The 24,100-nt window shown below is 34.5% G+C and carries 24 protein-coding genes, 3 tRNA genes and 1 pseudogene; 11 read left to right on the forward strand and 17 right to left on the reverse strand.

All coding sequences use genetic code 11. The features are described 5' to 3' along the window. Positions 1-28: 28 nt before the first annotated feature. The 4 genes from OOT12_RS00475 to OOT12_RS00490 all read right to left on the reverse strand — a co-directional run bounded on the left by OOT12_RS00475 (position 29) and on the right by OOT12_RS00490 (position 2,404). A complete protein-coding gene (locus OOT12_RS00475; RefSeq protein WP_264375102.1) occupies positions 29-856 on the reverse strand; it encodes a 3'-5' exonuclease in 828 nt (275 codons plus the stop codon). Further along, complete coding sequence (era, locus tag OOT12_RS00480) at positions 849-1,733, reverse strand: GTPase Era (protein ID WP_264375101.1); 885 nt, start codon at positions 1,731-1,733, stop codon at positions 849-851. Before era ends, OOT12_RS00475 begins: the two co-directional genes overlap by 8 nt. Before the next feature lie 44 nt (positions 1,734-1,777). Then, a complete protein-coding gene (locus OOT12_RS00485) occupies positions 1,778-2,230 on the reverse strand; it encodes a hypothetical protein (RefSeq protein ID WP_264685285.1) in 453 nt (150 codons plus the stop codon). Between the two features lie 101 nt (positions 2,231-2,331). Then, positions 2,332-2,404, reverse strand: a tRNA-Gly gene (locus OOT12_RS00490). Between the two features lie 159 nt (positions 2,405-2,563). Here OOT12_RS00490 and OOT12_RS00495 point away from each other — a divergent pair. The 4 genes from OOT12_RS00495 to OOT12_RS00510 all read left to right on the forward strand — a co-directional run bounded on the left by OOT12_RS00495 (position 2,564) and on the right by OOT12_RS00510 (position 4,537). After that, complete coding sequence (locus OOT12_RS00495; protein ID WP_010402854.1) at positions 2,564-3,184, forward strand: ribonuclease D; 621 nt, start codon at positions 2,564-2,566, stop codon at positions 3,182-3,184. A gap of 79 nt (positions 3,185-3,263) precedes the next feature. Then, positions 3,264-3,590: a thioredoxin gene (trxA, locus tag OOT12_RS00500; protein ID WP_007302120.1), complete on the forward strand. Its 327-nt coding sequence runs from the start codon at positions 3,264-3,266 to the stop codon at positions 3,588-3,590. Between the two features lie 39 nt (positions 3,591-3,629). Continuing rightward, positions 3,630-3,706, forward strand: a tRNA-Ile gene (locus OOT12_RS00505). 585 nt (positions 3,707-4,291) lie between these two features. After that, positions 4,292-4,537 carry a hypothetical protein gene (locus OOT12_RS00510; protein WP_264375099.1) on the forward strand — a complete coding sequence of 82 codons (246 nt, stop codon included), beginning with the start codon at positions 4,292-4,294 and terminating at the stop codon, positions 4,535-4,537. A 15-nt stretch (positions 4,538-4,552) separates the two neighbouring features. Here OOT12_RS00510 and OOT12_RS00515 read toward each other — a convergent pair whose 3' ends face one another. After that, positions 4,553-5,686: an alpha/beta hydrolase gene (locus OOT12_RS00515; protein WP_264375098.1), complete on the reverse strand. Its 1,134-nt coding sequence runs from the start codon at positions 5,684-5,686 to the stop codon at positions 4,553-4,555. A 180-nt stretch (positions 5,687-5,866) separates the two neighbouring features. On the opposite strand from OOT12_RS00515, the gene OOT12_RS00520 reads away from it, so the two are divergent. The 4 genes from OOT12_RS00520 (at position 5,867) to OOT12_RS00535 (ending at position 8,656) form a co-directional block, all read left to right on the forward strand. Then, on the forward strand, positions 5,867-6,526 hold the full coding sequence (locus OOT12_RS00520; RefSeq protein ID WP_108784268.1) for a CADD family putative folate metabolism protein: 660 nt from the start codon (positions 5,867-5,869) through the stop codon (positions 6,524-6,526). 70 nt (positions 6,527-6,596) lie between these two features. Further along, positions 6,597-6,785, forward strand: coding sequence for a dihydroneopterin aldolase (locus OOT12_RS00525; protein WP_264685286.1), 189 nt, complete (start codon positions 6,597-6,599; stop codon positions 6,783-6,785). Positions 6,786-6,926: 141 nt separating this feature from the next. Beyond that, positions 6,927-8,180 carry a dihydropteroate synthase gene (gene folP, locus OOT12_RS00530; protein ID WP_264376556.1) on the forward strand — a complete coding sequence of 418 codons (1,254 nt, stop codon included), beginning with the start codon at positions 6,927-6,929 and terminating at the stop codon, positions 8,178-8,180. Continuing rightward, a complete protein-coding gene (locus tag OOT12_RS00535) occupies positions 8,177-8,656 on the forward strand; it encodes a dihydrofolate reductase (protein WP_064085991.1) in 480 nt (159 codons plus the stop codon). Before folP ends, OOT12_RS00535 begins: the two co-directional genes overlap by 4 nt. A gap of 459 nt (positions 8,657-9,115) precedes the next feature. On the opposite strand, the gene purF is transcribed toward OOT12_RS00535, so the two are convergent. After that, entirely contained in the window at positions 9,116-10,501 is a 1,386-nt protein-coding gene (gene purF, locus OOT12_RS00540; RefSeq protein ID WP_264685287.1) for an amidophosphoribosyltransferase, read from the reverse strand. A gap of 249 nt (positions 10,502-10,750) precedes the next feature. Here purF and OOT12_RS00545 point away from each other — a divergent pair, with 249 nt between their 5' ends. Next, positions 10,751-11,971, forward strand: coding sequence for a hypothetical protein (locus tag OOT12_RS00545; protein ID WP_264685288.1), 1,221 nt, complete (start codon positions 10,751-10,753; stop codon positions 11,969-11,971). Positions 11,972-12,102: 131 nt separating this feature from the next. Here OOT12_RS00545 and OOT12_RS00550 read toward each other — a convergent pair whose 3' ends face one another. The 3 genes from OOT12_RS00550 to def form a co-directional block, all read right to left on the reverse strand. Further along, positions 12,103-12,630 (reverse strand): demethoxyubiquinone hydroxylase family protein, encoded by a 528-nt coding sequence (locus OOT12_RS00550; protein WP_007302313.1) that lies wholly within the window; start codon positions 12,628-12,630, stop codon positions 12,103-12,105. A gap of 446 nt (positions 12,631-13,076) precedes the next feature. Further along, positions 13,077-13,850, reverse strand: coding sequence for a uracil-DNA glycosylase (locus tag OOT12_RS00555; protein WP_010403847.1), 774 nt, complete (start codon positions 13,848-13,850; stop codon positions 13,077-13,079). After that, positions 13,840-14,379 carry a peptide deformylase gene (gene def / locus OOT12_RS00560; protein WP_264375094.1) on the reverse strand — a complete coding sequence of 180 codons (540 nt, stop codon included), beginning with the start codon at positions 14,377-14,379 and terminating at the stop codon, positions 13,840-13,842. The genes OOT12_RS00555 and def overlap by 11 nt, the downstream gene beginning before the upstream one ends. A gap of 137 nt (positions 14,380-14,516) precedes the next feature. Here def and ftsA point away from each other — a divergent pair, with 137 nt between their 5' ends. Both ftsA and OOT12_RS00570 read left to right on the forward strand, forming a co-directional pair. Further along, positions 14,517-15,755, forward strand: a complete 1,239-nt coding sequence (gene ftsA, locus OOT12_RS00565; protein ID WP_264685289.1) for a cell division protein FtsA — start codon at positions 14,517-14,519, stop codon at positions 15,753-15,755. A 298-nt stretch (positions 15,756-16,053) separates the two neighbouring features. After that, positions 16,054-16,892 (forward strand): annotated as a pseudogene (locus tag OOT12_RS00570) (IS630 family transposase). A 174-nt stretch (positions 16,893-17,066) separates the two neighbouring features. Here the strand turns inward: OOT12_RS00570 and OOT12_RS00575 are convergent. The 8 genes from OOT12_RS00575 to OOT12_RS00610 all read right to left on the reverse strand — a co-directional run bounded on the left by OOT12_RS00575 (position 17,067) and on the right by OOT12_RS00610 (position 24,098). Continuing rightward, a complete protein-coding gene (locus OOT12_RS00575; RefSeq protein ID WP_010403418.1) occupies positions 17,067-17,618 on the reverse strand; it encodes a 5-formyltetrahydrofolate cyclo-ligase in 552 nt (183 codons plus the stop codon). Next, the gene (locus OOT12_RS00580) at positions 17,602-18,231 is read right to left on the reverse strand and encodes a ferredoxin reductase domain-containing protein (protein ID WP_264375093.1); all 630 of its coding nucleotides are present in this window, start codon (positions 18,229-18,231) and stop codon (positions 17,602-17,604) included. Before OOT12_RS00580 ends, OOT12_RS00575 begins: the two co-directional genes overlap by 17 nt. A gap of 33 nt (positions 18,232-18,264) precedes the next feature. Beyond that, positions 18,265-19,392, reverse strand: a complete 1,128-nt coding sequence (locus OOT12_RS00585; RefSeq protein ID WP_264377203.1) for a SurA N-terminal domain-containing protein — start codon at positions 19,390-19,392, stop codon at positions 18,265-18,267. 118 nt (positions 19,393-19,510) lie between these two features. Beyond that, positions 19,511-19,601 (reverse strand) — tRNA-Ser (locus OOT12_RS00590). A gap of 108 nt (positions 19,602-19,709) precedes the next feature. Next, complete coding sequence (gene ppa, locus OOT12_RS00595) at positions 19,710-20,216, reverse strand: inorganic diphosphatase (RefSeq protein WP_264375091.1); 507 nt, start codon at positions 20,214-20,216, stop codon at positions 19,710-19,712. A gap of 75 nt (positions 20,217-20,291) precedes the next feature. Next, a complete protein-coding gene (locus tag OOT12_RS00600; RefSeq protein ID WP_264375090.1) occupies positions 20,292-21,584 on the reverse strand; it encodes a WD1261 family protein in 1,293 nt (430 codons plus the stop codon). 112 nt (positions 21,585-21,696) lie between these two features. After that, positions 21,697-22,803 (reverse strand): tRNA 2-thiouridine(34) synthase MnmA, encoded by a 1,107-nt coding sequence (gene mnmA, locus OOT12_RS00605; protein WP_264376559.1) that lies wholly within the window; start codon positions 22,801-22,803, stop codon positions 21,697-21,699. Positions 22,804-23,030: 227 nt separating this feature from the next. Then, positions 23,031-24,098: a rod shape-determining protein gene (locus tag OOT12_RS00610; RefSeq protein WP_019236777.1), complete on the reverse strand. Its 1,068-nt coding sequence runs from the start codon at positions 24,096-24,098 to the stop codon at positions 23,031-23,033. Between the last annotated feature and the right edge of the window lie 2 nt (positions 24,099-24,100).

Below are 24,100 nucleotides of genomic sequence, written 5' to 3' on the forward strand. Positions count from 1 at the left end.
AATCATTAGATTGCTCCATAGCATCTGTTCATTTACATTCAATATAAAAATTTTCACCAGAAGTTATTTTCCATTCTTCTTTAAATTTCTTTAGGTGTTCTTTTTTTTCGCATTCTAAAAGCAGTTCTTCTATGCTCTTATTATAGCTTTCTGTAGTAATTCTTCCTTGATGATGCATGAATCTCAAGTAAATCAAATAAGTATTAATTACATCTGTTTCGCAATAATCGCGAATTTCTTGTATTTTGCCACTATCGTATAAGCCCATAACTTGTGACCCATCGACTCCAATCTTACCAGGAAGATTAAATGCTGCGCAAACTTCGTTCATCTTCATTCTTGCAGAAGCTCCAAAATCAGAGAGAGATTCAAGCAAATCACAATGCCAATCACTACTGTACCTCTGATTGTAACTATTCCACTTATCGCCAGCTTTGTGAAAATATTCTGCTTGAATGCCATGAACCATAGAACGGTACTTCAGTACCGGTATATCAAAAGTGCGTCCATTGAACGAAACTAGTCTTGGCTTTTTCTCTGATATGTAGTTAAAAAATCCCTTTACTAGCTCTTTTTCATTGGAGTTTACTGTGCCTCCAGATCTTATTTCTTGTAGTGTGAACATTTCATAACCGCTCTGGCGTGTTATATTACAAAGTAAAAAACTAATGACTACAACAAGGTGGAAGGGCTGACGCAGAAAAGAGTTTTGCCCGTTTGTTATTTCAAGATGATATTTTGTTAATGCGTTCCTCTTTTCTTCTACACTGCTATCATCACTAATATTTAGTAAATTCTTGCAGGAATTTACATCTGGTATAGTTTCAATATCAAATACTAACAAAGAATTAAGCATTACTTATATATTCCTCAGGGCGATCAGTCCAAGGTCGCACTTTTACGAACAAAAAGAGATGAACTTTACACTCAAATAACTTTTCCAATTCTGTACGCGCCTCGATATTAATTTTTTTTATGCTACTGCCGTCTTTTCCTAGCACTATTTTCTTATGATTATCTTTCAATACAAATATGATCTGTTTTATGACTAAACTCTTATCTTTTTTTTCCTCAAATTGTTCAGTTATAACAGCTGTAGAGTATGGCAATTCTTCACGTAGGTTCAAGAATAACTTTTCTCTCGTAATTTCCGCTGATAAAAAATCAGCTGAGGAATCAGTTATTTGATCTTTTTCATAAAACCAAGGGCCTATCGGTGCAATTTCAGACAAGTAACTAGTCAGATCAGAAAGTCCATCATTCTTCAGTGCCGAGATCGTAAAAAATTTTTCAAACTTATAAAGCAAATTTAGGTGCTCATGTGCCATCTTGAGCCCTGATTTCTTTACTAAATCAGTTTTATTGATAACCAAAATGCATCTGCCTTTTGTGCGCTCCAGTCGTGCAAATATCGTTTTTATTCTTTCTATATTTTTTAGGTAATTGTTTACATCAACAAGCAATAAAGTAATGTCACTATCCTTAACTGCTCCCCATGCAGATTTGACTAAAGCTTTTTCAAGATTTGTTTCTGCTGAAAACACTCCCGGAGAGTCAGTAAAAACAATTTGCGCATTGTTGCATATAGCAACACCCCTTACCTGCGTCCTTGTTGTCTGCACTTTAGGGGTGACAATTGCAATTTTCTTGCCTACGATGCTGTTAATTAGCGTTGACTTTCCAGCATTTGGCAAACCAGCTATCGTTACAAATAAGCATTTTTGTTCTTTCACAAAGGAAATTATAAAGAAAACTAAATGCTAACGTCAATTGATTATTATATAGCTTTCTCTTCCCCTTTTGAAGAAAAACGCTCAACTATAGGTGATATAATATACTCATTCACTTTCTGAGCTATTGGTTCAATAATACCAAATGCTACAAGGAACCCTGCAATTACTGCTATGGGTGCTATTATTGCACCTGCTAAAGCTGCCGATCCCATTCCAAGCATTATACTTGGAGAAATAGCAGTTGCAGCTGCAGCAAGACCAACTCCAATTGCAGCACTTGCAACAAATAAACAAGCATGAGCATAAGAGAATTGGGATTGTGAGAGTCTCTCACCTGTACAAAGGGCAAAGTGTAAGAGTGCAGGAATTGCAGCAACAATTCCACCCATCACCAAAGGTGACAGAGCTGTAAAACTGAGTCCCAAACCTGTAAGTGCTCCTATTGTTGCTCCTATGCCTAAAGCTATTAAATAGGCTATAACATCATCTTTTTTCATATCCCCCCCTAAATAATAAATTTCTAAAAAACTTTTAGCTACTTTGAGTATAGCTGAACTAGTTGAACAGGGGAAGGAAATTTTTTATGTTAAAATTAAAGAGCGGGAGAAGGGGTTCGAACCCTCGACCTCAACCTTGGCAAGGTTGCGCTCTACCAACTGAGCTACTCCCGCAGTTAAATTCTGCTTAGGTTCTACTTCTAATTATAGGTACATATTACAATTTGTAAACCCTACATGCATGAAAATCATGAGAGCCAATTTTCTATGATCTTTTCGTGTACTTAAAACTCATTTTTGATTATTGTATGTGTCATAAAACATATTAAATTTATGAGAATATTTATATATAAGGACGACCTGCCAGCCAGTGCAATACCGAATGATATAAAATCTATAGCTGTTGATACAGAGGCAATGGGGCTACTGCATAGCAGAGATAGATTATGCCTTGTTCAGCTCTCTTTCAATGATGGCAACGCTCACTTAGTTCAATTCAAAAACGATTATACAGCTCCAAATTTGAGAAAAATATTAGAGGATAAAAATATAACCAAAATATTTCACTTTGCGCGATTTGATGTGAGTATAATACATTACTACCTGCAAACTTGGGCACTGCCTTGCTATTGCACGAAAATAGCCTCACGTTTAGTTCGCACCTACACAGATAATCATAGCTTAAAAGAGTTGTGCTTAGAACTACTTGATATAAAATTAAATAAGCAACAACAATCTTCTGATTGGGGAAATGAAATTTTAACAGACAAGCAAAAAAGTTATGCTGCATCTGATGTTTTATATCTCCATAAAATAAAGGAAAAGCTAGATTTAATGCTAGAACGTGAAAATAGAAAAGAATTAGCCGAAAAGTGCTTTGAATTTCTTCCTACTCGTATTGAGCTAGATTCAATGGGTTGGGGGAGTGTAGATATCTTTAATCATCATATGTAATCACTTCACTTGAATCCAGAAAAATTTAGTTGATCAGCTGTTAATTGATACGCTATATTTATAAAAATTTAGGTATTTTATGAGTGATGATATTAAAGCGGTAAATGATCAAAATTTCGAATCTGAAGTTGCTAACCACAAAGGATTTGTGCTGGTAGATTTTTGGGCAGAATGGTGTGGACCATGCAAAAGTCTGATGCCACGTATCGAGCAATTGGCTGAGGATAGAAAAGGCAAGATCAAGATCTGCAAGTTCGACATAGATGGAGAAACTGAGGTGCCAAGTAAGTATGGAGTTCAATCTATACCTACTTTAATCATATTTCAAGATGGTAAGGAAATTGCACGCAAAATTGGCGCAATAAATGATTTACACAGTTGGGTTGATAGTGAAATAAGCGAGTAGACAAATTTCCTTTTGCGTGTATTATAGGTGTTGATAAAAGGGATTGTAGCTCAGTCGGTTAGAGCAGTTCGCTCATAACGAATTGGTCGTAGGTTCGAGTCCTACCAATCCCACCACTATTGATACAATTGCAAGGCCTACTCTCTTAGATAAGCTTTTTGCCTTATTAAAGTACTTGGCTGTTAGTGTTTGAAAACTCCATGATATTAGATTCCTTGCATAACTGGAATTCAAAAGTTCCAGCGCGGTTTTCTTATTGGATCTCAGCTGGGATGACGCCTGGTTATGAAAGAAATCTATTGTCAAAAAAAATTACTTCCGCGTATTTTGAATCTGATTATAATGACAATTAGAGATATTTTAAGAGCTCAAAAATTTATCTTTGTCTGCAGACTTTCAATTAACTTTTCAATAAAAAACGTAGCGTATCTTTTTCAGCGTATACACACGTCTGTTATATGTGCGCTGCATTTTTTTCTAATTTATACAGGAGGATTTTATGTCCAGAATTCCAGATATTTGACCTTTACCTTAGCTAATAAAAACCAACTGGCGCCTTTGGTTTTTATAAAGAAAATCTAGGAAATAACCAAAAACTGTTTCCAGGCATAAATTTGCCATGTATACCTAAAAAGTAATGATATTAACATAATGTTCATATTTGTATGCTAATATTAATATTATTTAAATTGAAGAATATTATGGAACAACAAGCATCAAACAAAGAGAAAGGGATTGAATTTAGATATAATCAATGTCAGCAGAAATGCCATTCCTACAAAACAAAACTGACAGACCAAGAATGCCTAGATAAATGCTATGAGAAGTACGTTTCTAAACTTTATCCACAAATTAGTGAGAAATTATTAGCTAGTGAAAACAATCTCTATGATGAAAGCACAGAATTATCACTTATGGCAGATACTCTAGATGCAATGTTTTTTTAATCACAAAAGAAACACTTATTTCAATATTTGCAGAGATGTTAGCTTTTTAGATATATTCTGACTTATTGAATAATTCTTTAAATTGGTAAAATACTGTTTCTTTTCCTCTATTTCTTTTTCACTATTCTTTCCACATATCGCTTCTGTTTTTATCTCTGGTTGTTTCTCTTGATTGAGAGAGCCCTTCTTTTCAAAATAATTATCTGTGAATTCTAAAAAGAGTGAAATCAGCTCAGGAAGATTGTATTTGTGTTCACTTGATGAGCACAATTCTGTAATCGAAGAAAAGTGAATATCATCTGCCTTAATAGGTAGTAACGATAGAAACTTATTCCAGCATTTTTTCATTATTCCAACTTCAGGTTCAAGGTTTTTTATTTTAGCTAAGTTGGCATGCTCCATAAAAAACTCTTTATATTGCTCAAAACCTTCAAAAGTTTCTTTTTTTTGGTAGTTTTTTTTCCTATGACTTTTTTCTATGTCAGCAATTTTAGTACCTATATTTGCCTGCTTACTAATAAAGCCATCGTTCTCTAAGTTAAAACAAATTGTGTATGGAGTAATGTCGTTTACTATTGTGTGTGGCTTAAAGTGCCAACCAAAGCATTTGAGTATGAATTTTATTATAGGAGGAAATAGCCATTTAGGTTTTGATATGTGTAGTAATTTCACTACAAGTTTTTTGAATGAGCTAAAGGATTTATTGATAATGCATCTTAAATGAATATTGTCATCTTTTTTAAATTTTTTATAAACCTCCGCAGCTATTGGTCCTCCAGCACAGCTTCCATACAGTACTATATTGTCTGGGTGAATGCCTTGCTTTAGAAGATCTGAAATGACTCCAATTCCTGCATTTACTCGATTTCGACCGTTTAAAGAATGGCCTTTGCTTTTTCCAGAACCAGGAAAATTAATAAGGTGAACATCCATACCTGCTTCAGCTGCCCAATTCCATTCACTTTTGTCTTCATTTGGCTCTTTTTCAAAAGTATATGTAAGCCCTGGAAAGTAAACTATATGCTTTTTCTTTCTGCTATCTGCACTGCTCTTCGAGTTTGACATCACTATCTTTTGAATTCGCATTCCATTTTGAACTTCTACGAACTCTTCCCTAATTTTTATTGTATTTTCTTCTGTTACTTTCATTTTGCGTTTTTCACTATATTGATTTAATAATACATGAAATTTTAGAAAAAATCAATTTTACTAAAAAATTAACTCATAGCGTATCTATCTTTATATTTATCGGAATTAAAGTAGTAGTGAGAAATGCCTCTTGACATTTGATAAACCTAAACGTAGCCTAAAACAATTTACTGTTTATTTATGACATTTGTTCAATCACTTAATAATCAATTAGATAGTTTACACTTATTAAAACACCCGTTTTACGAGTCATGGAATGAAGGTAGCTTAAGCCTTCAGGCTCTGCAAACCTACGCTAAGGAATATTATCACCATGTTGCTGCTTTTCCTCGTTATATCAGCGGTATACATTCCTTGTGTCCGAATTTGAAAATGCGGCAAGTTTTACTTGGTAATTTAATAGAGGAAGAACAAGGCGACGAGAATCACCCAGAATTATGGCAGCGTTTTGCTGAAGGACTGGGAGTAGCACGTTCAGAACTTTGTGAAAATGCACAAATTAAGGAGACACGAGAATTAGTTGATGGTTATTTTGACATTGTAAAATCAGATTTTGCAGCAGGTCTTGGAGCTCTGTACGCTTATGAACGTCAAACTCCAGAGGTTTCTAAGTCTAAAATTGAAGGTCTGAAAAAACACTATTCAATAAATGATGAGCGTTCTCTCAAATTTTTTACCGTTCATATGGAAGCTGATGAGTGGCATTCTGAAGAATGTGCAAACCTTATTGCAGATTTAAACGAAGAAGAACAAGAGAAAGTTATGCAAGGCGCTGAAAAAGGAGCAAAACTCTTATGGGGTTTTCTTGATGGCATGATGAATGTTGATGTTTGTCATTAATTATAAGTAGATACTAAATTCAGTGGTAGCATGTAATCTTCTTATATCTGATTTACGGCTTTGGGTTCATTTGGGATGTAGTGCAGAAGAGAAGTTTTCTCCCCAATTGGTGAGTATTGACGTTGATTTCACTTTTAAATCTCCTCCTTCAGGGCTTACAACTGATCAACTTAAAGATACTATCTGCTATTTGGAAGTAGTGCAAAATATTCAATCTCTTGTTCAGGGCAAGCAATTTAATCGAGCATTTAACTCATGAGATATACAGAGCCATTAATAACCTTTTGCTGCGAAAGAAGCATATTATTTCTTCTGTCAGGGTGACTACTCACAAAATCGCACCACCAGTTCCTGGTGTGCATGGGGGCGTTTTTTTTACTTACTGTAATGAATTGCAAGAATGATCTATATTTCTATTGGATCAAATATAGGGAATCGCCTTTCCCATTTACAAAGAGCTACTGAGTTACTAAAGAAGCGCTATTTAAAAGACTTAAAGTCTTCGATCATTCTAGAAACTAAGGCTATTTTACCAAATGGTGCTCCACCTGATTGGAACAAGCCATTTCTCAACATGATTGTCTATGGAAGTTGTTCTTCTTCTCCTGAGGAGCTACTAAAAGGCTTAAAACAAATCGAATGTGATATTGGTCGTCCACAAGTCTACGAAAAATGGGCACCTCGTGTTATTGATTTAGATATTTTGTTATGGGATGATCTAACGCTTGATATACCTGACCTTAAAATTCCTCACCCAGAATTAGTAAATAGACCATTTTTGCTCCACTTGATGGCAATGGTTAACAAAACCTTTGCTTTCAATGTTCAAGACTGTTTTTCAAAGAGTTTTACGCTTTCACCAAAGCTTATGGGTATCGTCAATATTACCCCTGATTCATTTTCAGATGGTGGTCTTTATTATGATGCGAATCGAGCAACCAAGCAGGCATTGCAGCTGGTATCAGATGGTGCAAGCATAGTTGATCTTGGAGCTCAATCAACAAGGCCTGGAGCTTCAATAAAGACGCCAGAGGAAGAGTATGAACGTCTAAAACCAGTACTTGATAATCTTAGCGACTATATGAAAAATGGTGATATTGAAGTCAGCATTGATAGTTTTTGGCCAGACGTTATTTTAAACGTTTTGAAGCACTACAATATTGCCTGGGTAAATGATCAGAAGGGAGATCTGAGTAGTAATACCTTAAAAGAAGTTGCTAGCAGTGGGTGTAGTGTCGTTATTATGCATTCACTTTCGATACCACCACATAAGGACAATATTATTCCACATGACACTGACCCAATTGATATCATAAATAATTGGGCAGAGAAGAGCATTAACAAACTACTAGGCCTGGGTTTTGATGAAAATTCAATAATTATTGACCCTGGTATTGGTTTTGGCAAATCTATGTATCAGAATATTCAGATTTTACGCAGTATAGAAACTTTACAAAATTTTGGCTGCAAGGTTTTAGTTGGCCATTCCAGAAAGTCATTTATTTCCTCTTTTTCCATAGAATCTCCCTCTAATAGAGATTTAGAAACAATTGCTACATCTGCTATACTGCAAAATAAGGTTGATTTCCTTAGAGTGCATAATGTACGCGACCACATGAGATTTTTTGTAGCCCAAGCTGTCTTAAAAGGATGAAGATTATTGGAATTATGGCTGTTGACCCTAATGGGGTAATTGGAATAAATAATGATTTGCCCTGGCGTTATCCAAGTGAGTTTAAACATTTTTGTCAAGTGACCGACAAACAAATTATTGTGATGGGAAGAAAGACATTTGAAACCGTGCCTCAAAGCATACTAAAGAATCGTACACCTATTGTTTTCTCCCGTAACAAGTGTTTTAATAGAGGTCCAAAATGTACTGTTGTCTCTTCCATGCAAGAATTTCTGTCAATTCAAAGTAGTTCTCAAGTCTTTGTGATTGGTGGGGCACAAATAGCACACCTTTTTTTAGAGCATAACCTAATCTCAGAATTTATTATAACTGAAATTCACAAGCCCTATAAGGGTGATACATACCTCAATTTAGCATTTTTTGATGGATGGAATAAAACTATTCTCGTCAGAACAGAAGACTATACTATATTCAATTGTATCCGTTCAGCAGAGTAGTAAAATTATTAGCATAAAAGTAATCAACGTTTCTAATGAAAGCTGGATTCCAGCATCAAGTGCTAGCCTGAAGCTTTAGCTATAAATATTAAGAAATTTACCAAACGAAGAAAAAAGGCAGAAGAATCCCCGTGTGACGAGTTTTATAATGTAAATTGGCGCTATAATAATGTGCTAACAAGCGCATTTTGGCTGAATGTAGAAAAAATAAAAAAAGCCGCTATAATTTTTGTGTAATTTGCCAATAAATATTTGAGTTTTTTACTGATTTTGTGATTGAGCCTGCAGGTCAAAAATAAGGATAAATACTCTTAGTATCATAGTAAAGGGAATGACGAAATTTGTAAAGTAGTTTTCACTCAAATGACGCCCAGGCAAAAACTATATGGTTATGCAAAAAATCTATTTTTAAAACTGTTAATATAACATAGAAAAAACCTCACCTTCATTAATAATAGATTACTTACCAATTGGGTAGTCACCAGTGAAACAAGCATCACAATATTGCGGTGTAGCATTGTTACGTTTTTCTGCTTTAACAGCTCTGTATAGCCCATCAATACTCAAAAAGGCTAAGCTATCTACTCCTATACTTTCCTTTATCTCTTCTATAGATTGAGTCGCAGCAATTAAATCTTTGCAATCTGGTGTATCTATTCCATAAAAACAAGAGTGCTTAATTGGTGGACTTGAAATTTTGAGGTGAATCTCTTTTACTTCTGCATCCTTTAGCATAACTATTATATTTCTGAGCGTACTACCACGCACTATACTATCATCTATTAAAATTATGTTTTTGCCTTTCAAAGTGTGCTTATTAGCATTGAATTTTAATTTTATTCTAACTTTACGTACTTCAGCGGTGGGTTGTATAAAAGTTCTTCCTATGTAATGATTACGAATTATCCCCAGTTCCATAGGTAATCCTGAATGCTTTGCATATCCAATAGCTGCAGGTATTCCAGAATCAGGTATTGGTACAACCATATCTACATTGTTTTTTGGTGGGCTCTCTTCTGCAAGTATTCTTCCTATTTCTTTTCTTATATCATATATGGACCTCTTCTCCATTATGCTGTCTGGTCTCGAGAAGTAAACGTATTCAAAAATACAAAAACTTGATTTTTGCTGTGGGAAAGGAAACATTGAGGCTAGCTTACTATCCGAACTGATGGTAACTAATTCGCCTGGTTCTATTTCTCTAATAAACTCTGCATTTATTATATCAAGAGCACAAGTTTCAGATGCAAGAACGTAAGAACCGTTTAACTTTCCTAAAACAAGAGGCCTGATTCCAGATGGATCACGTACTCCAATAACTACTTCTTGATTGATTGCCACAAAAGAATAAGCACCTTGTATTTGCTTTAATGCATATATAAAACTCTCTAAAAAGCTATCTTGTTCACTGCTTGCTGTCAGATGCACTACTACTTCTGTATCAATATCTGACTGAAAAACGCACTCTTGTTTAATTAATTGTTCGCGTATCGGAGAAATATTAATTAAATTACCATTATGTGCTATGGCAAAATCCCCAAATTTGCCACTTTTGCCAAACATGGGCTGCACTCCAAATTTACTACCACTTGTTGAGTATCGAACATGACCTATTGCACAATCCCCAGGTAAGGATTTCTTTATTTCATCTATATCATCAAATACACTGCTCACTTGGCCTTGAAAGTGATAAGAGTTCAGCTTATCGTTGTTACTGGTTACTACGCCAAAAGACTCTTGACCTCTATGCTGCAAAGCGTGGAGAGCAAGTATAGAGTTAAAAGCAGCACTTTGGTTATAACTTATGCCAAATACCCCGCACTCCTCATGTACTTCATCAAGCATGAAAAATATTAAATAAAGCCTGATTGTACTTTAGTAGAGGCAAAGTACAAGAATTTTATTTGTTAATCCCTTTCAAAGTTGAAGCTTTCTACGGTAGTTTTGATGTATACCAGAAAGTAGGTTATATGCAATTAACCAATTTTGAGATTTTTGACAATTTTTTAGCACTGAAGAGAAAAAGATATTTTTATTGACTTATCTATGTATTGAAGTAATCACTAAAAAGTTTTAGTGGTTATGGTATATAATATGTCTAAGCAAGTAGGTAAACAAGGTGAAAGTAATCTTATTTTAGAGCCTGAACAGTTCTCTAACAGCTTCTTCAATAGTCAACAGAGTAGTTCATCAAATCCAAAATTACCGACTATAAGTCGTAAAGATAGGCATATGGATTTAATCAAGAAAAGGTACGCAAAAAACAAAGATGTTGCAGAATATCTAAGAAGTTATGACTTTATTAAAAGAGCAGAAGAATTGTCAATAATTTATCTTTTTGAGCGAGACTCATCTTCTACGAAATTGCAAATACCATTGACTACAGATGAACAAATTCTAGTTAAAAAATTTTGTGATGAGATGATAAAAGGTATAACAGAACACGATGAGCAAGAAAGCGTTTTAAAGTACATGGAACGCATAATAGAGGGTTATTTAAATCAAGGAATAAGATTAAACTCATATTACGGTAAGGATAATAAGACTGTAACAAATTTTATATTTGAAAAAATGGAAGAATTAATTAATCGCTTTCATGCAAATCCACACAATTCAACTACAAAAAATATCATACAAAAGATCACTCGTAATTTAGTGTTAAAAGGTGGGGTAGAAAAAGGATTATCTTTTTATAGCGATATTGAAGGCGGATATTACGGCTCTAATTATTTAAATGATCTTAACGAACAATGTAAGAGTAAGAAAAAAATGCTAGAGGGTCTAGCATATGAAGGTATTGTGAAAGAAAATAACAAGCAAATTGATAAATATGATCTTGAAGTAGAAGTAGATAATAAATATTTTTATATTAAGTATCCACAAGGTAGTATTGTTGAAACTGCGAGAACTTTAAATAAGGATTTAGAAGTTGGCATATTTCAGATTGAGGAAAGTATAGTAAAAGTTGAAATTACAGAAGATGGAAAAAGAAATTACACAGATATCTTAAAAGGTGGTATTGAAATATTTTTTACTACTAAAATAGGAGAGATTAGTATTTATCTACGGAAAGATGGTAACAAAATGGTAGTAGAAATTGATGAGAAAAGCAAAATAAGGTTTAGCAAGTTAGAAAACAAATCAAGCTTTGGAGGGAATTGTCTTATACAGGGGAAAAGTGTTTTAGAAGTTATGGGCAAGAGTTTTGAAAATATTCCTGAGGAGTTAACTCAGACTATTAAAAACGTTCCATCTACTAGTCTTATGCAAACATGTTTACAACAACAAGAAAACTCTAATAGGGAATTAAATTAATGTATTTTTAGGATAATAATTAAGAAATTAATTATAAACATTCATACGCATTCGATTGTAGTAGAGGATATGGGGCAGCAATTAGCACAAGAACTAAAGGCAAATGTGGTTGGTTGTCAAATAGTGATTGATTAAATCAATTTAGAGAGGTAAATAGCAGCTTTGCAGCTTGTTTTTATGAACAAAGATAAAACGTTGTAGCCAAGTGCGCTTTCGGCATTGTGCTGAATTGCAATATCTCTGTGCTCTAATTCCTCATCGCGAAATTTACTTATAGTTTCTCTTAATTCCCCATCTTCTAAATGTAAGACTTGCTCCTTGTAGTGCTCTCCGATCACTTCTTCAACTGCAGCAGTGCAAGCCATAGCGGCTTTTTTACCCATCATGGCAGTTACAACACCAAGTGATACCCCTAAAGCACCCCAAACTGGCAACAAAACAGTAGGACGAACTCTTTGCTCCTTGATTTTCTCATTAAAATAGTGGAAATGTTTTTTTTCCTGCTCCTCCATTTCAATTATTTTGTCAATTATGGAAGATTTTTTAAGAATAAATTTTTGACCGGAATAAATGCAAATGGCTCCATATTCGCCAGCATGATTTACTCTAATTGCTTGTTCTAAAAAATTTCCTTTCAATTTTTTTATATTGCTTTCCAATGTCTCCTCCCTTTATTTCTGCATTAGTACTACTATAAACCAACATATTATAGAGTAAATAAAATTCCATGCGTGCATTGCACCAACATTGTGATTACAGGAACTCAAGCAGCTATAGCAACGGCAAGAGTTACTTGACGGACTCCGCCATTCTCCTTAAAATAAGGGTGAAGATATATTATTTATCTTCAGTCTGTGCAGATAAAACGACAAAAAGCTCAATATACTTGATGTTTAATTTTTTGCACTATGTGCACTCTATGTCTTTATAAAACTTTTACCCACATAAGCTAAAATGCGCTTATCAAAGCATTTAATACAATGAAAAACGCCAATTAAAAAAATAGGTAGTAGCTGATAGATTTTCTTTTGCCTTTTTCTCTGTTTAGTAAATTTTTCAATATTTAATGCAATTAGCCGGCACTGGGATGACAACGAGTAGTGAGCTAAACGTCCGTGTGGTTATTGGTATTATCAAGATATTCTCTAATCTTCTTTAAATCTTCCCAAGCTAAGCGTTTTTGTGCTGGTTGACGAAGTAGATAGGCTGGATGAAATATAGCGGCTGTGGTAATTGCATGAGATAAATATTGGTTAGTATAAGTATGAAATTTGCCACGCAAGTTCGATATAGTCTTTGTGTTATCAAGAAGGCTATAACATGCGATTCCTCCAACAAAAATCAGAATCTGCGGTAAAACAAGAGCAATATGCTTCTCAACAAATGGTCTGCACATATCAAGCTCTAGATCAGTTGGTTTTCTATTACCTGGTGGACGCCAAAACACGGTGTTGCTTATATATACCTTAGTGCGGTCCAGATTAATTGCACCGAGCATCTTATCGAGCAGCATTCCGCTTGCACCACAAAATGGTATGCCTTTCAGGTCTTCATTTGCTCCTGGTGCTTCACCAACAAGCATGATTTTTGCATTTGGATTACCATCGGAAAAAACAGTATTAGTTGCAGTTTTTTTTATTTCACAACCCTCAAATGACTTAACTGCACTTCTTAGTTCATCTACACTACCACATTCACTTGCAAGCTTCCTTGCTTCAATGATCCAGTCACTTGGGAACATGGCTTTTTTCTGCTCGATGACAGAAGACTGTGCAGCTCTCTCATTTTCCACTTTTTTTTCCTCTTCACCTTCAGTTAGCGTGCAGTCAACACCCACTTCATGATAGAACTTCAACAATTCTAGATCTTCATTGTTCATAGTGCCTCTTAACCTTTTGAGCTTTTTTCATAGCCATATCGTACTTCAATTTAGACAAATGTCTAACGTATAATATACCATTTAAATGATCTAACTCATGCTGAATACACCTTGCAAGCCAACCACTAGCTTTTAGCGTCTGTTCTTCGTTATTTAAATTTTTATATTTCACAGTTAAATATTTTGGACGCTTAATTTCATGGCTTTGCTCTGGAATTGAAAGGCACCCTTCTTTGAGAATTACTTGTTCACCCGATAATTCTGTAATTTCAGGGTTAATCATACAAAACTTGCCAACTGAGTCATACCCTGCTAGCTCATCTCCAACCTTTTCTGGCTGAACGTCCATGATAAAAATTCTCTTCAGCACTCCAACTTGTACTGCAGCAAGACCAAGACCTTCTGCATAGTACATAGTTTCGAACATGTCGTTTACTAATTCTTTAATTTTATCGGTTATATCTATTACTTCACTGGCACGTGTAGTTAACCTTTCATCAGGGGCAATTACAATTGGCAATTTAGACATAAAATTAAAATTTTATGTTTTATTTTTTCCTTTGTACAGTATTTTGGGTATATTAAAATGTTGCTGTATTTTTAATAGAAATATAAATTATTAAAGGAAGCTACAATTTGAATGGAATTGTGTCATAAGGTCAACTAATGTACTCTGCAGTAATAATAAAACCAAAGCGAAATGTTTTTGCCGTTTTAGACGTAGGTACAACAAAAATTATCTGTCTCATTGTTAAGATCAATAGCAACTTCAGCTATAAAATAATAGGAACGGGTTATAAAAGTGCAGAAGGTATAAGCGGTGGATCAATAACTGATGCAAAGCATGCAAGTTACTCTATTTCATCAACTATAGGTTTAGCTGAGCAAGTATCAGAAGAGACTATAGACCAGATATATGTGAATGTAGCCGGATGTGGAGTCTCATCTTTTAACGTATATAACGAAATTATTGCAGCTAATCACGAAATTTCAGACCGAGATATAAAACGTGTAGTCTTTCAGACGTTTGAGAAATATATCGAAGAAAATGTTATCATTCACAATATACCACTGAAATATCACTTGGATGACATGACTGATATAAAAGAGGTTGGTGGATTGTACGGAAAAAGACTATCTGCTGATGTTAATGTCGTCACTGCTTCGCGTCCAGCGCTTACCAACATTGAAAATTGTATAACTAATAATAGCGGGATAAGTATGGCTGGTTGTATTGCTTCCGCATATTCTGCAGGCCTTGCCTGTCTAAGTGAAGATGAAAAAGAGCTAGGAACTGCCATTGTTGACATAGGGGGTGGGTGTACTGCAATTGGAATTTTTAAGAGAGGGAAGCTTATATACACAAGCAGCATTCCAATTGGCGGCATTCACATCACTCGAGATATAGCTTATGGACTATGCACAAGTATAGAGCATGCTGAACGCATAAAAATACTATACGGTAGCACTGTCGTAACTTCAATAGATGAGAACGAATATATTACACTGCAAAACAGTGAAAATGATGAACCGACTCAAGTACCCAAGTCCGAACTTATTGACATCATAAGACCTAGAGTTGAGGAGATATTTGAACTGGTAAGAGAACAATTTCAAGAACAAAAAGATCCAATCAATAAAGTAGTGCTCACAGGTGGAACCAGTCAACTCACAAGCATGAAAGAGATTGCAAGCTATATATTCAACAAACAAGTCCGCATTGGATGCCCTGAGTCTCTCAGTGGCCTTGATGGCGAGTATGATAAAAATCCCGTATTTTCTGCTGCCATAGGCTCTATCAAGCTAATAGTTGACACTTTTTATAAAAATAACTCTGGAATGCTCGGTCAAGATGGTAAAATGAGTAAATTGTATAATTGGGTTAAATCGAAAGTCACGGTTTGATTTTACCAAATAAAGTTTTGATATCCGTCAAAGGAAGTATAAAGAAAATTATTTCAAGATTGATAAATTGATTCGTGATCATACACCTGAAATTATGCGCTCCCATGGAATGATTGTTTATGATATGGTAATGGAAAAAGATGAATATGCTGAACGTCTCATTCTATGATAAAAGATAAAACAGGCTGGATCCCAGTGGGCTTTGTTGCATCGCTCAAGTGAAAAGAACTGGCAGTTATAGCTCTTCTCATAATAATCCAAACAAGTTAAGATATGGATTTATGGTAGTGGGGTTTGTATGCCAGCAGCGTATAGTTACGATTTAAGGAAAAAAGCAATGGAGGCATTGGATGAAGGAGAAAGTAGAGCAACTGTTGCCGAGAGATTTAAAATTGGAAAAACGACTCTATATGAGTGGCAGAAAAGGCGTAAGGAAACGGGAGATTTTCAGTCAAAAAAGCCTGGAAGCGTAGGATATAACCATAAAATTACTGACTGGAATGTTTTTACCAAATTTGCAAAAAACCATGGTGGCAAAACTCAGTCAGAGATGCTGGGGTAATATCAGTCGACAAACGATTCACCGCGCACTTAAAAATATTGGATTTACAAGAAAAAAAGACCTACGGATATAAAGAAAGAAATGAAGGAAAGCGAGCTCAATTTTTAAAGGTTATAGCAACAAAACGTCATGAAAATCTTGTATATATTGATGAATCTGGAATAGATAATACAGAACCTACGGATATTGCAGAAAAGGAGAATTCATTAAAATCAGGTAAAAAAACTCAGTGTGTCAGTATGATTGCAGCTCTAAATAAAAGGAAGATCATTGCTCCATTGACCTTTGAAGGATACTGCAATAAGGATGTTTTCGAGGCTTGGTTTGAGCAGTTTTTAACTCCAATTTTAAGGTCTGGCCAAACTGTAATTCTTGATAACGCTACATTCCATAAATCTAAAAAAATAGATAATCTTGCTAAAGGAGTTGGTGCTGAAATTCTTTATCTTCCTCCATATTCTCCAGACTTTAACAAAATTGAGCATCAGTGGTTTGCTATAAAGAACAGAGCTAGAAAAAATATCCCTATTTTTAAGTCTTTCCGTCAAGCTGTTGATTCTGCTTTTTTATTCTGACTATTATGAGAAGTGCTATACATGAATTTACCATAAATCACCATCTCATAAAGTGTGATGCAACAAAGCCATCCCAGTGTCAGCTACTCTGATGACAAGAAAGGGAGTACAGGTTTCAATATTTGCATGCATCTGAACAGATAAGCAATTACTATCAGAAAGAGGGAGACTATGCTACTCCTTTCTATCCACTTTTTTGAGCAATCCACTTCTACATCTAACACACATCTCAGTGATTATAATATCCAATTTTTGATCATGTTTTTCTACAGGTAAATTTTTACAATATTGCTTCTCATAGGCTACACCTATAAATATTTTTCCAAGTGGCCGTAATTTTTTTATCATTTCATCATACCAACCACCGCCAAAACCTAACCTATTAAAATGATCATCAAAAGCAACAATAGGGGTAATGATTGTGTCGGGAATTATATCTTCATCTGCTTTATTCCATTCCTCAAATTTTAATAACTTATTTTTATTAGGAATTGCTACTTTATATCCTAAATCGAGTAAATGATGCATCAAAGGCACAACATTAATTTCTCCGTCTGTTGGAATGTACGCTGCTATTGTTTTACCTTTAACGCAACTTAAGTTTTTGTTAAAGAGATTAATAAGAGAATTTGCTGCATAACTAGAATAACTTTCATCAACATCTTTTCTTATGGTTCTATATTGCTTCCTTAGTTCTTCTTTGTGCTGTTTAGTGTCTTTGAACATGTTCTATCCATTTTGCAGTGAGCTTTTCTTGTAAACTATTTTGCTTCAAGCGCTCACTTAAAAAATCAAAGTCAACAAGCTCCATATCCTGGTCTTGATTACTGCAACTATAAACAAAACTTATTTCTCCTGTTTCCTTATTTATGTGTTGCTGAATACATTGAGCGCAGATTTCTTTCATCATGCACTGCATAGGAGAGTTAACTGATGATATTGCTATGTGTTTTGGTTTCAGATATGGCTTTAAAATTGTTTTTCTAGCTTCATTTACAGCTTTCATCATTTTATCAGAACCAATAGTGATGATTTTATCTATAGTGTTTAAACTAATAGTAATTTTACCTAACTTTCCTTGCTGATATGAGCTTATTGCATTAACTATATTACCATGAAAGGATTTATCCTGATCTCTACTTGTTTCTATCAATCCTTCTTCACATGCCCAAATTACTGCACTTGATGCACGTTCTATCAGTGCTCGTTTAAATACATCACTTAATTTTTTATAGCCAGCGAAATATAAAATCTTATGATTGTTTTCAAGACATGCCTTCCCTATCGAAAATAACACTGCATTTCCAACTCCACCGCCAATGAGCATTATATTCTTCATAAACTTTTTATGGAGTAGAAAACCTCTCTAACTTCAATTAAACTGATAACTAACAGCTGCATTTTTTCGCATATTATCCAATAACAGGTTGCTTTGTATCATAATCTTTTGTTGATACATTTCCTGTTTGATTGCTTCTATATCCATTGCATTATTTTTGATATCACATAACATCATCAACTTTGCAGTGCTATTTTCTCTTAATTCTACTATTTCATTCATATTTGTTTTACTAAATAAAATCTGTAAATCAGGATTTAAATTTCGCATTTTTATTTCAAACTCTTTTACGCTTGGCAACTTGAAATCATCTGCTAACTTGTCAAAATTTAAACAACTGACCTTTTGCTCCTTAAAACTAGAGAGTAAACTTTCTGAACCTTCAACTACAACCTGTTTCAGTTTTAAAGTACTTTTCAGCATTGTATGATTAAGCTGTACTTTATCTATGACTTTTATAACAGAGTAACCTTCGCTTAAACTAACCGGACCTGCTACATCACTGATTTCTAATCCTTCCAAAACGTCCTTGAGTTTACCTTTTAGCTGACTTAAATTAACGGTTGCTTTGCTCATCTTTATTGAAGATTCTGGATTATTACTGCTACGTAATTGTTTTATTAAATCTTCAGCCATCTTCTGATCAGGAATTACAAACTCCTGAAATGTAATAAGGTAGTCAGGTTTCTCTTTTTGTTTTCTTACATCGTCCACTTCTTTATCGCTGATATTGACAAGTGGCACAATTCCTACTTCAATAATCTTGTTCCACAGTAGCTGACACTTTACTTGTTTTTTTAGGGTATTGAGATCTATATTATGCTTTTTTACGTATTGATCAACTTCATCAGCCTCAAGTTTTAAACTTTGAGTTAAGAATAACGTGACAGCATTATTTAACTCCTCGTTACTCAATTCTATATTCATCTTCTGTGCTTCGCTGACAATGATAATTTCGTCTATTAACTGTCTTAGAATTTGAGATTTTACCTCTTTTTGATTAATCTTCTGATTGCCAAGCAATGAATTTATAAAATTGACGCGTTTTTCAATATCTAAATTTGAAATTGGCTCACCATTTACATCTGCAACAATTTCAATCTCAGTTGCAAGTAACCTAAGCGGCAGCATTATTAATATCAAAATTAGTATTTTATGCATATAAAATTATTTAGCTAATAACTAATTCTATAATAAATACTGAATAAACGCTAGCTAACTTTTTAATAATTAAAAAAGAGGATGAAATTACTGTAATGAATACCTAAACAATAATATACGGAAGGAGAGGGATTCGAACCCTCGATACGACTTTTCAATCGTATAACGGTTTAGCAAACCGCCGCCTTCAGCCGCTCGGCCACCCTTCCAAGTTTAGAACTTAAGATTATATAATATCAAGACCTTTACTGCCTGTCTAATGCTTTTAACCGCAACATTAAAAACAACAATGTTTTTCTGAATAGCTCTAATGCAAACTAAATTATACTTTTTTCAATGATTTTTTTTGCTTCTTCTACATCAGCCCATTCTCCAACTGTCACTGTTTTTCCCTTTTCTAGATCTTTATAATGAGAAAAGAAATGAACAATTTTATCTAATAGATTTTTAGGTAAGTCAGAATAGTTCTTTATATTGTCATAATAGCTGTCAACACTGGAAATGGGCACCGCTAATATCTTTTCATCCTCTCCTTTTTCATCTTTAGTGAGTAATGCACCTACTGGACGCACCGATATCAAAACTCCAGGCGCTAAAGGAAATTGAGTTAGTACCAAAATATCCACAGGATCACCATCACCTGAACAGGTGTTTGGTACAAATCCATAATTGCAAGGATAAGTCATTGAAGTAGACAAAAATCTGTCAACTTGTAATAATCCGAGCTCTTTATTAAATTCATACTTTACAGGCTCAGCATTTGCGCCTATTTCAATTACCACATTCACCGCATTTGGTCCCGCTGTTATTTTACTTAAATCCATAAATTACCTCTTAACTTAAGAATAAGCATTATACAATATGTGCTTTTAAGTTGCCACATTTATGTAGTTCTGAGCTTATTTTGCATGGAGCGGTTCTAATTTTTTCTTCCGCACATCATCGACTGTTGAAAGTGGTGGTTCCTGTGGTGGTTTCAATAATTGAGATAAGGCATATACTATTACGATAGTAAGTACTGCAGCAACTATGAAATTGATGAGATTATTTTGTGGCAAAATATTTGTTATTGAGTTGAATAACTTTTGCTCCATAAAGAAATAATCAGCAACATATAACCCAACAGACAATACAAACATACCTAAAATAAGTTTACAGAATGTATTTTTGTGATTTTGCTTGCTGAGGATGAAATTTGGCCTACATTCATTCTCTTCTTGTTGCACTGAGTAGTATATATTCTCAGGGCTTGTTACTAACTGTTCAAATTCATCGCTGTTTTGGTTTTTTAACAGTTGCTCTAGAGTACGTTTGATATTTTTAGGATATAGGAAATCTTGACTGTGTTGCTCTCTTTGAGCTGTAAATGTCTCCTCCAATGCACTTATATCTCTATAATTAAGTGTATACTTGGTGAATCCATTTCTATGCGTTAACTCAATTTCTTGTAATACTTGTAGTAACTTCTGAATGTAATCGTAATACAGTGGTGTATTGATTGCTTTAGCTTTCTCATTAATATATTGATTAAGTGGTAAAATATCTCGATTTTCAGTACATGTAGAAAATATACCATAACTAGAAAATAGTAATGCTATGTCTTTATCCACTTTTATATTATGTATGGAATAATAATGATTTATTACCTCTTTACATAAGCTAAACTCTTTATCAAATTCATTTGCATAGCTTATTTTGAGTAACTTTTTAACATTATTGAGTACTTGTTTCTCAAAGTCATCATTATTGTTAAATAGAGCTTCACCTTTCGGATTTGCTAGAATATTAAAAAGCTTTAGTTTTTTTTGATCTTCTGTCAATCCTACTTGATCTACAATTTCCCTTAGCAGTTTCTTCGAAGTGTCACAAAGAGTAGGTATTTTTTTACTTTCAACTGCAGCATATATTTTATCAATTACTTCTTGAGTATTGAACTGAGCATTTTTTGCAAGAACTCTATAAGCTTGAACATAAATTAAAAACAATCCTTGTAGACTAAATTTTAAGTTAAAATATTTATCTAATGGCTCTTGTTCTTTTTTATTAATGAATTCGGATAGACCTATATGATTTCTGCAATCCATGCAATGATGTAAGTCAGCATGTTGAAAACTGCCCAAACGAATAAATGCGGCCTCTAGTAAATTGCCCTTACCAACAATTTTTATTAACTCTTCAACTTCTTTAACCATCCCTCTAGTCCACAATATAATAATTACCTTTATAGTATAAAGAATATAGGATAAAACAGCAATAAATTTTATTGTATGTTTACATTCTGCATTAAAAAATTAAACCACCAAGTTAGGAGCATATCCAACCTCCACCTATAACTTGTTCGCCCTTATATGCTACACAGGCTTGACCTGGACTGATGCCAAAGTAATCGTCGTTTAAAATTACACAGGCTTTATTTTTTTCGTCAGTCGAATGTATTGTCGCTAAGCTTCCTGCATGTGATGACCTAAGCTTCACAGTTACTTCCATGCCTTCTTTTGGTTGTTCTAACCAATTTAACTCTTTGACCAATATCTTTTTTTGCATTAGAGCATTGATCGGGCCTACTACAACTTCATTATTTTCTGTATTAATTCTTACTACATAAAGAGGCTCACTGTGTGCAATGCAGAGGCCTCTTCTCTGGCCCACTGTAAAATTTACTATGCCGCTGTGCTCACCTAGCACTTTTCCATGAATATCTACTATTTTACCTTTCTGTACAGATTGTGGAGCTAATTTAGCTATTGTTTTACTATAGCTTTCGGAAACAAAGCATATATCTTGACTATCCGGCTTTTCAGAGATTTGTAAGCTAAAATATTTTGCTAATTTTCTTATATCACTTTTATAGAACTCACCTAGTGGAAATCGCAAAAGCTTTAACTGCTCCTCAGTTGTAGCAAACAAAAAATAACTTTGATCTTTACTTTTATCAATACTTCTGCACAACTTTACCTCACCATTTTCTTCTAATCTTCTTACGTAATGTCCTGTTACGAGCACATCCGCACCAAGATTTTTTGTGACTTGCAATAGATCACGGAATTTTACTGTTTGGTTACATCTTACACATGGTATGGGGGTTTCCCCACGCATATAGGTATTTGCAAAATCCTCTATTACTTCCTTTTTGAATATTTCCTCGTAGTTTAAAATATAGTGGGGAAAGCCAACACTTTCAGCCACGTATTTGGCATCATAAATATCCTGTCCAGCGCAGCATGCACCCTTTCTCGCATTACCATCACTGCCATAGAGCTGAAGAGTCACACCTATCACTTCGTACCCAAGGTTATACAGCAGTGCTGCAGCAACGGAGCTATCAACTCCCCCGGACATTGCAACAATAGCCTTAGTTTGATGCGGAGCTTTATCTTTTAATAAAGGTTCAATTTCAAATTCTTTTAGCATATAATTTATAAACACAAACCTGGTGTCAAGCACTGGAATCCAGTTTCTATTACACAATTTCATCGAAACAGCGTACTTATTTGTAGTCAAGTTCCAGTGTCAAGCGCTGGGATGACACCCCTTCCTGCTGGAAGTTGCCTTTAAATTACTTGGTGCGTGACACTGGGATCTCATTTATATTACATAATTCCATCAAAACAATTCGATAAACTGCCTTCAAAAACAATTTAATCTTGCTTGAATAAAACATGGCCAAAATAGTCCATGTTTTCAAGTACTTTTCCGCTACCCAGGGCAACACAACAAAGTGGATCATCTGCAACACGAACTGGTAATTTTGTTGTTTCACTAATAACTTTACTCAAGTTGCGCAATAACCCACCTCCACCAGATAAAATTATTCCTCTATCAACTATATCAGAAGAAAGTTCAGGTGGAGTACTCTCCAGTGCAGTTCTAATAGCAGAAATTATCTGATGTACAGGCTCTATTAGGCTCTCTGCAACTTGATATTCTGATAAAAGCATTTCTTTTGGCATACCACTCACTAAATCCCTGCCTTTAATTATCATTCCCTCTTTGTTGTTTTCAACTGGCAGACTGGCTGAACCGACGTTTTTCTTAATTTTTTCAGCAGTTGTTTCGCCAATCAATAACTTATGATTTTCACGAATGTATGACTTTATTGCCTCATCCATAATATCGCCACCTACTCTGGCAGAACGTGAATAAACAATTCCACCTAAAGAAATAATTGCAACTTCAGTTGTACCACCTCCTATGTCAACAATCATAGAACCTTCAGGTTCGGTAACTGGAAGTCCAGCCCCAATTGCTGCAGCCATTGGTTCTTCAATTAAGAATACTTCATTTGCACCAGCACTTTCTGCTGCATCTTGTATAGCACGCCTTTCAACTGGGGTAGATCCAGATGGAACACATATGATAATACTAGGCTTATTAACAGTGAATCTTGTGTTTGCGCTGCGTATGAAATATTTTAACATTTCTTCCGCGCTTTTAAAATCAGCAATAACTCCGTCTTTCAAGGGCCTTATCGCTTCTATTTCTCCAGGTGTTTTTCCGAGCATCATCTTAGCTTTTTTGCCAAAAGCATAAGGAACGTAACTTCCTTTTTCTTTTACTCTTGCTACAACTGAGGGTTCATCAAGCACTATCCCCTGATTTTTCTGATAAACTAAAGTATTTGCAGTACCAAGATCTATAGCAATATCGCTAGCAAATAAACCTTTGAAAGTAAAAAAATTTCTGATTAAATTCTGAACAAAACTCATAC

Source organism: Wolbachia endosymbiont (group B) of Parapoynx stratiotata, assembly GCF_947250635.1.
GTDB lineage: Bacteria > Pseudomonadota > Alphaproteobacteria > Rickettsiales > Anaplasmataceae > Wolbachia.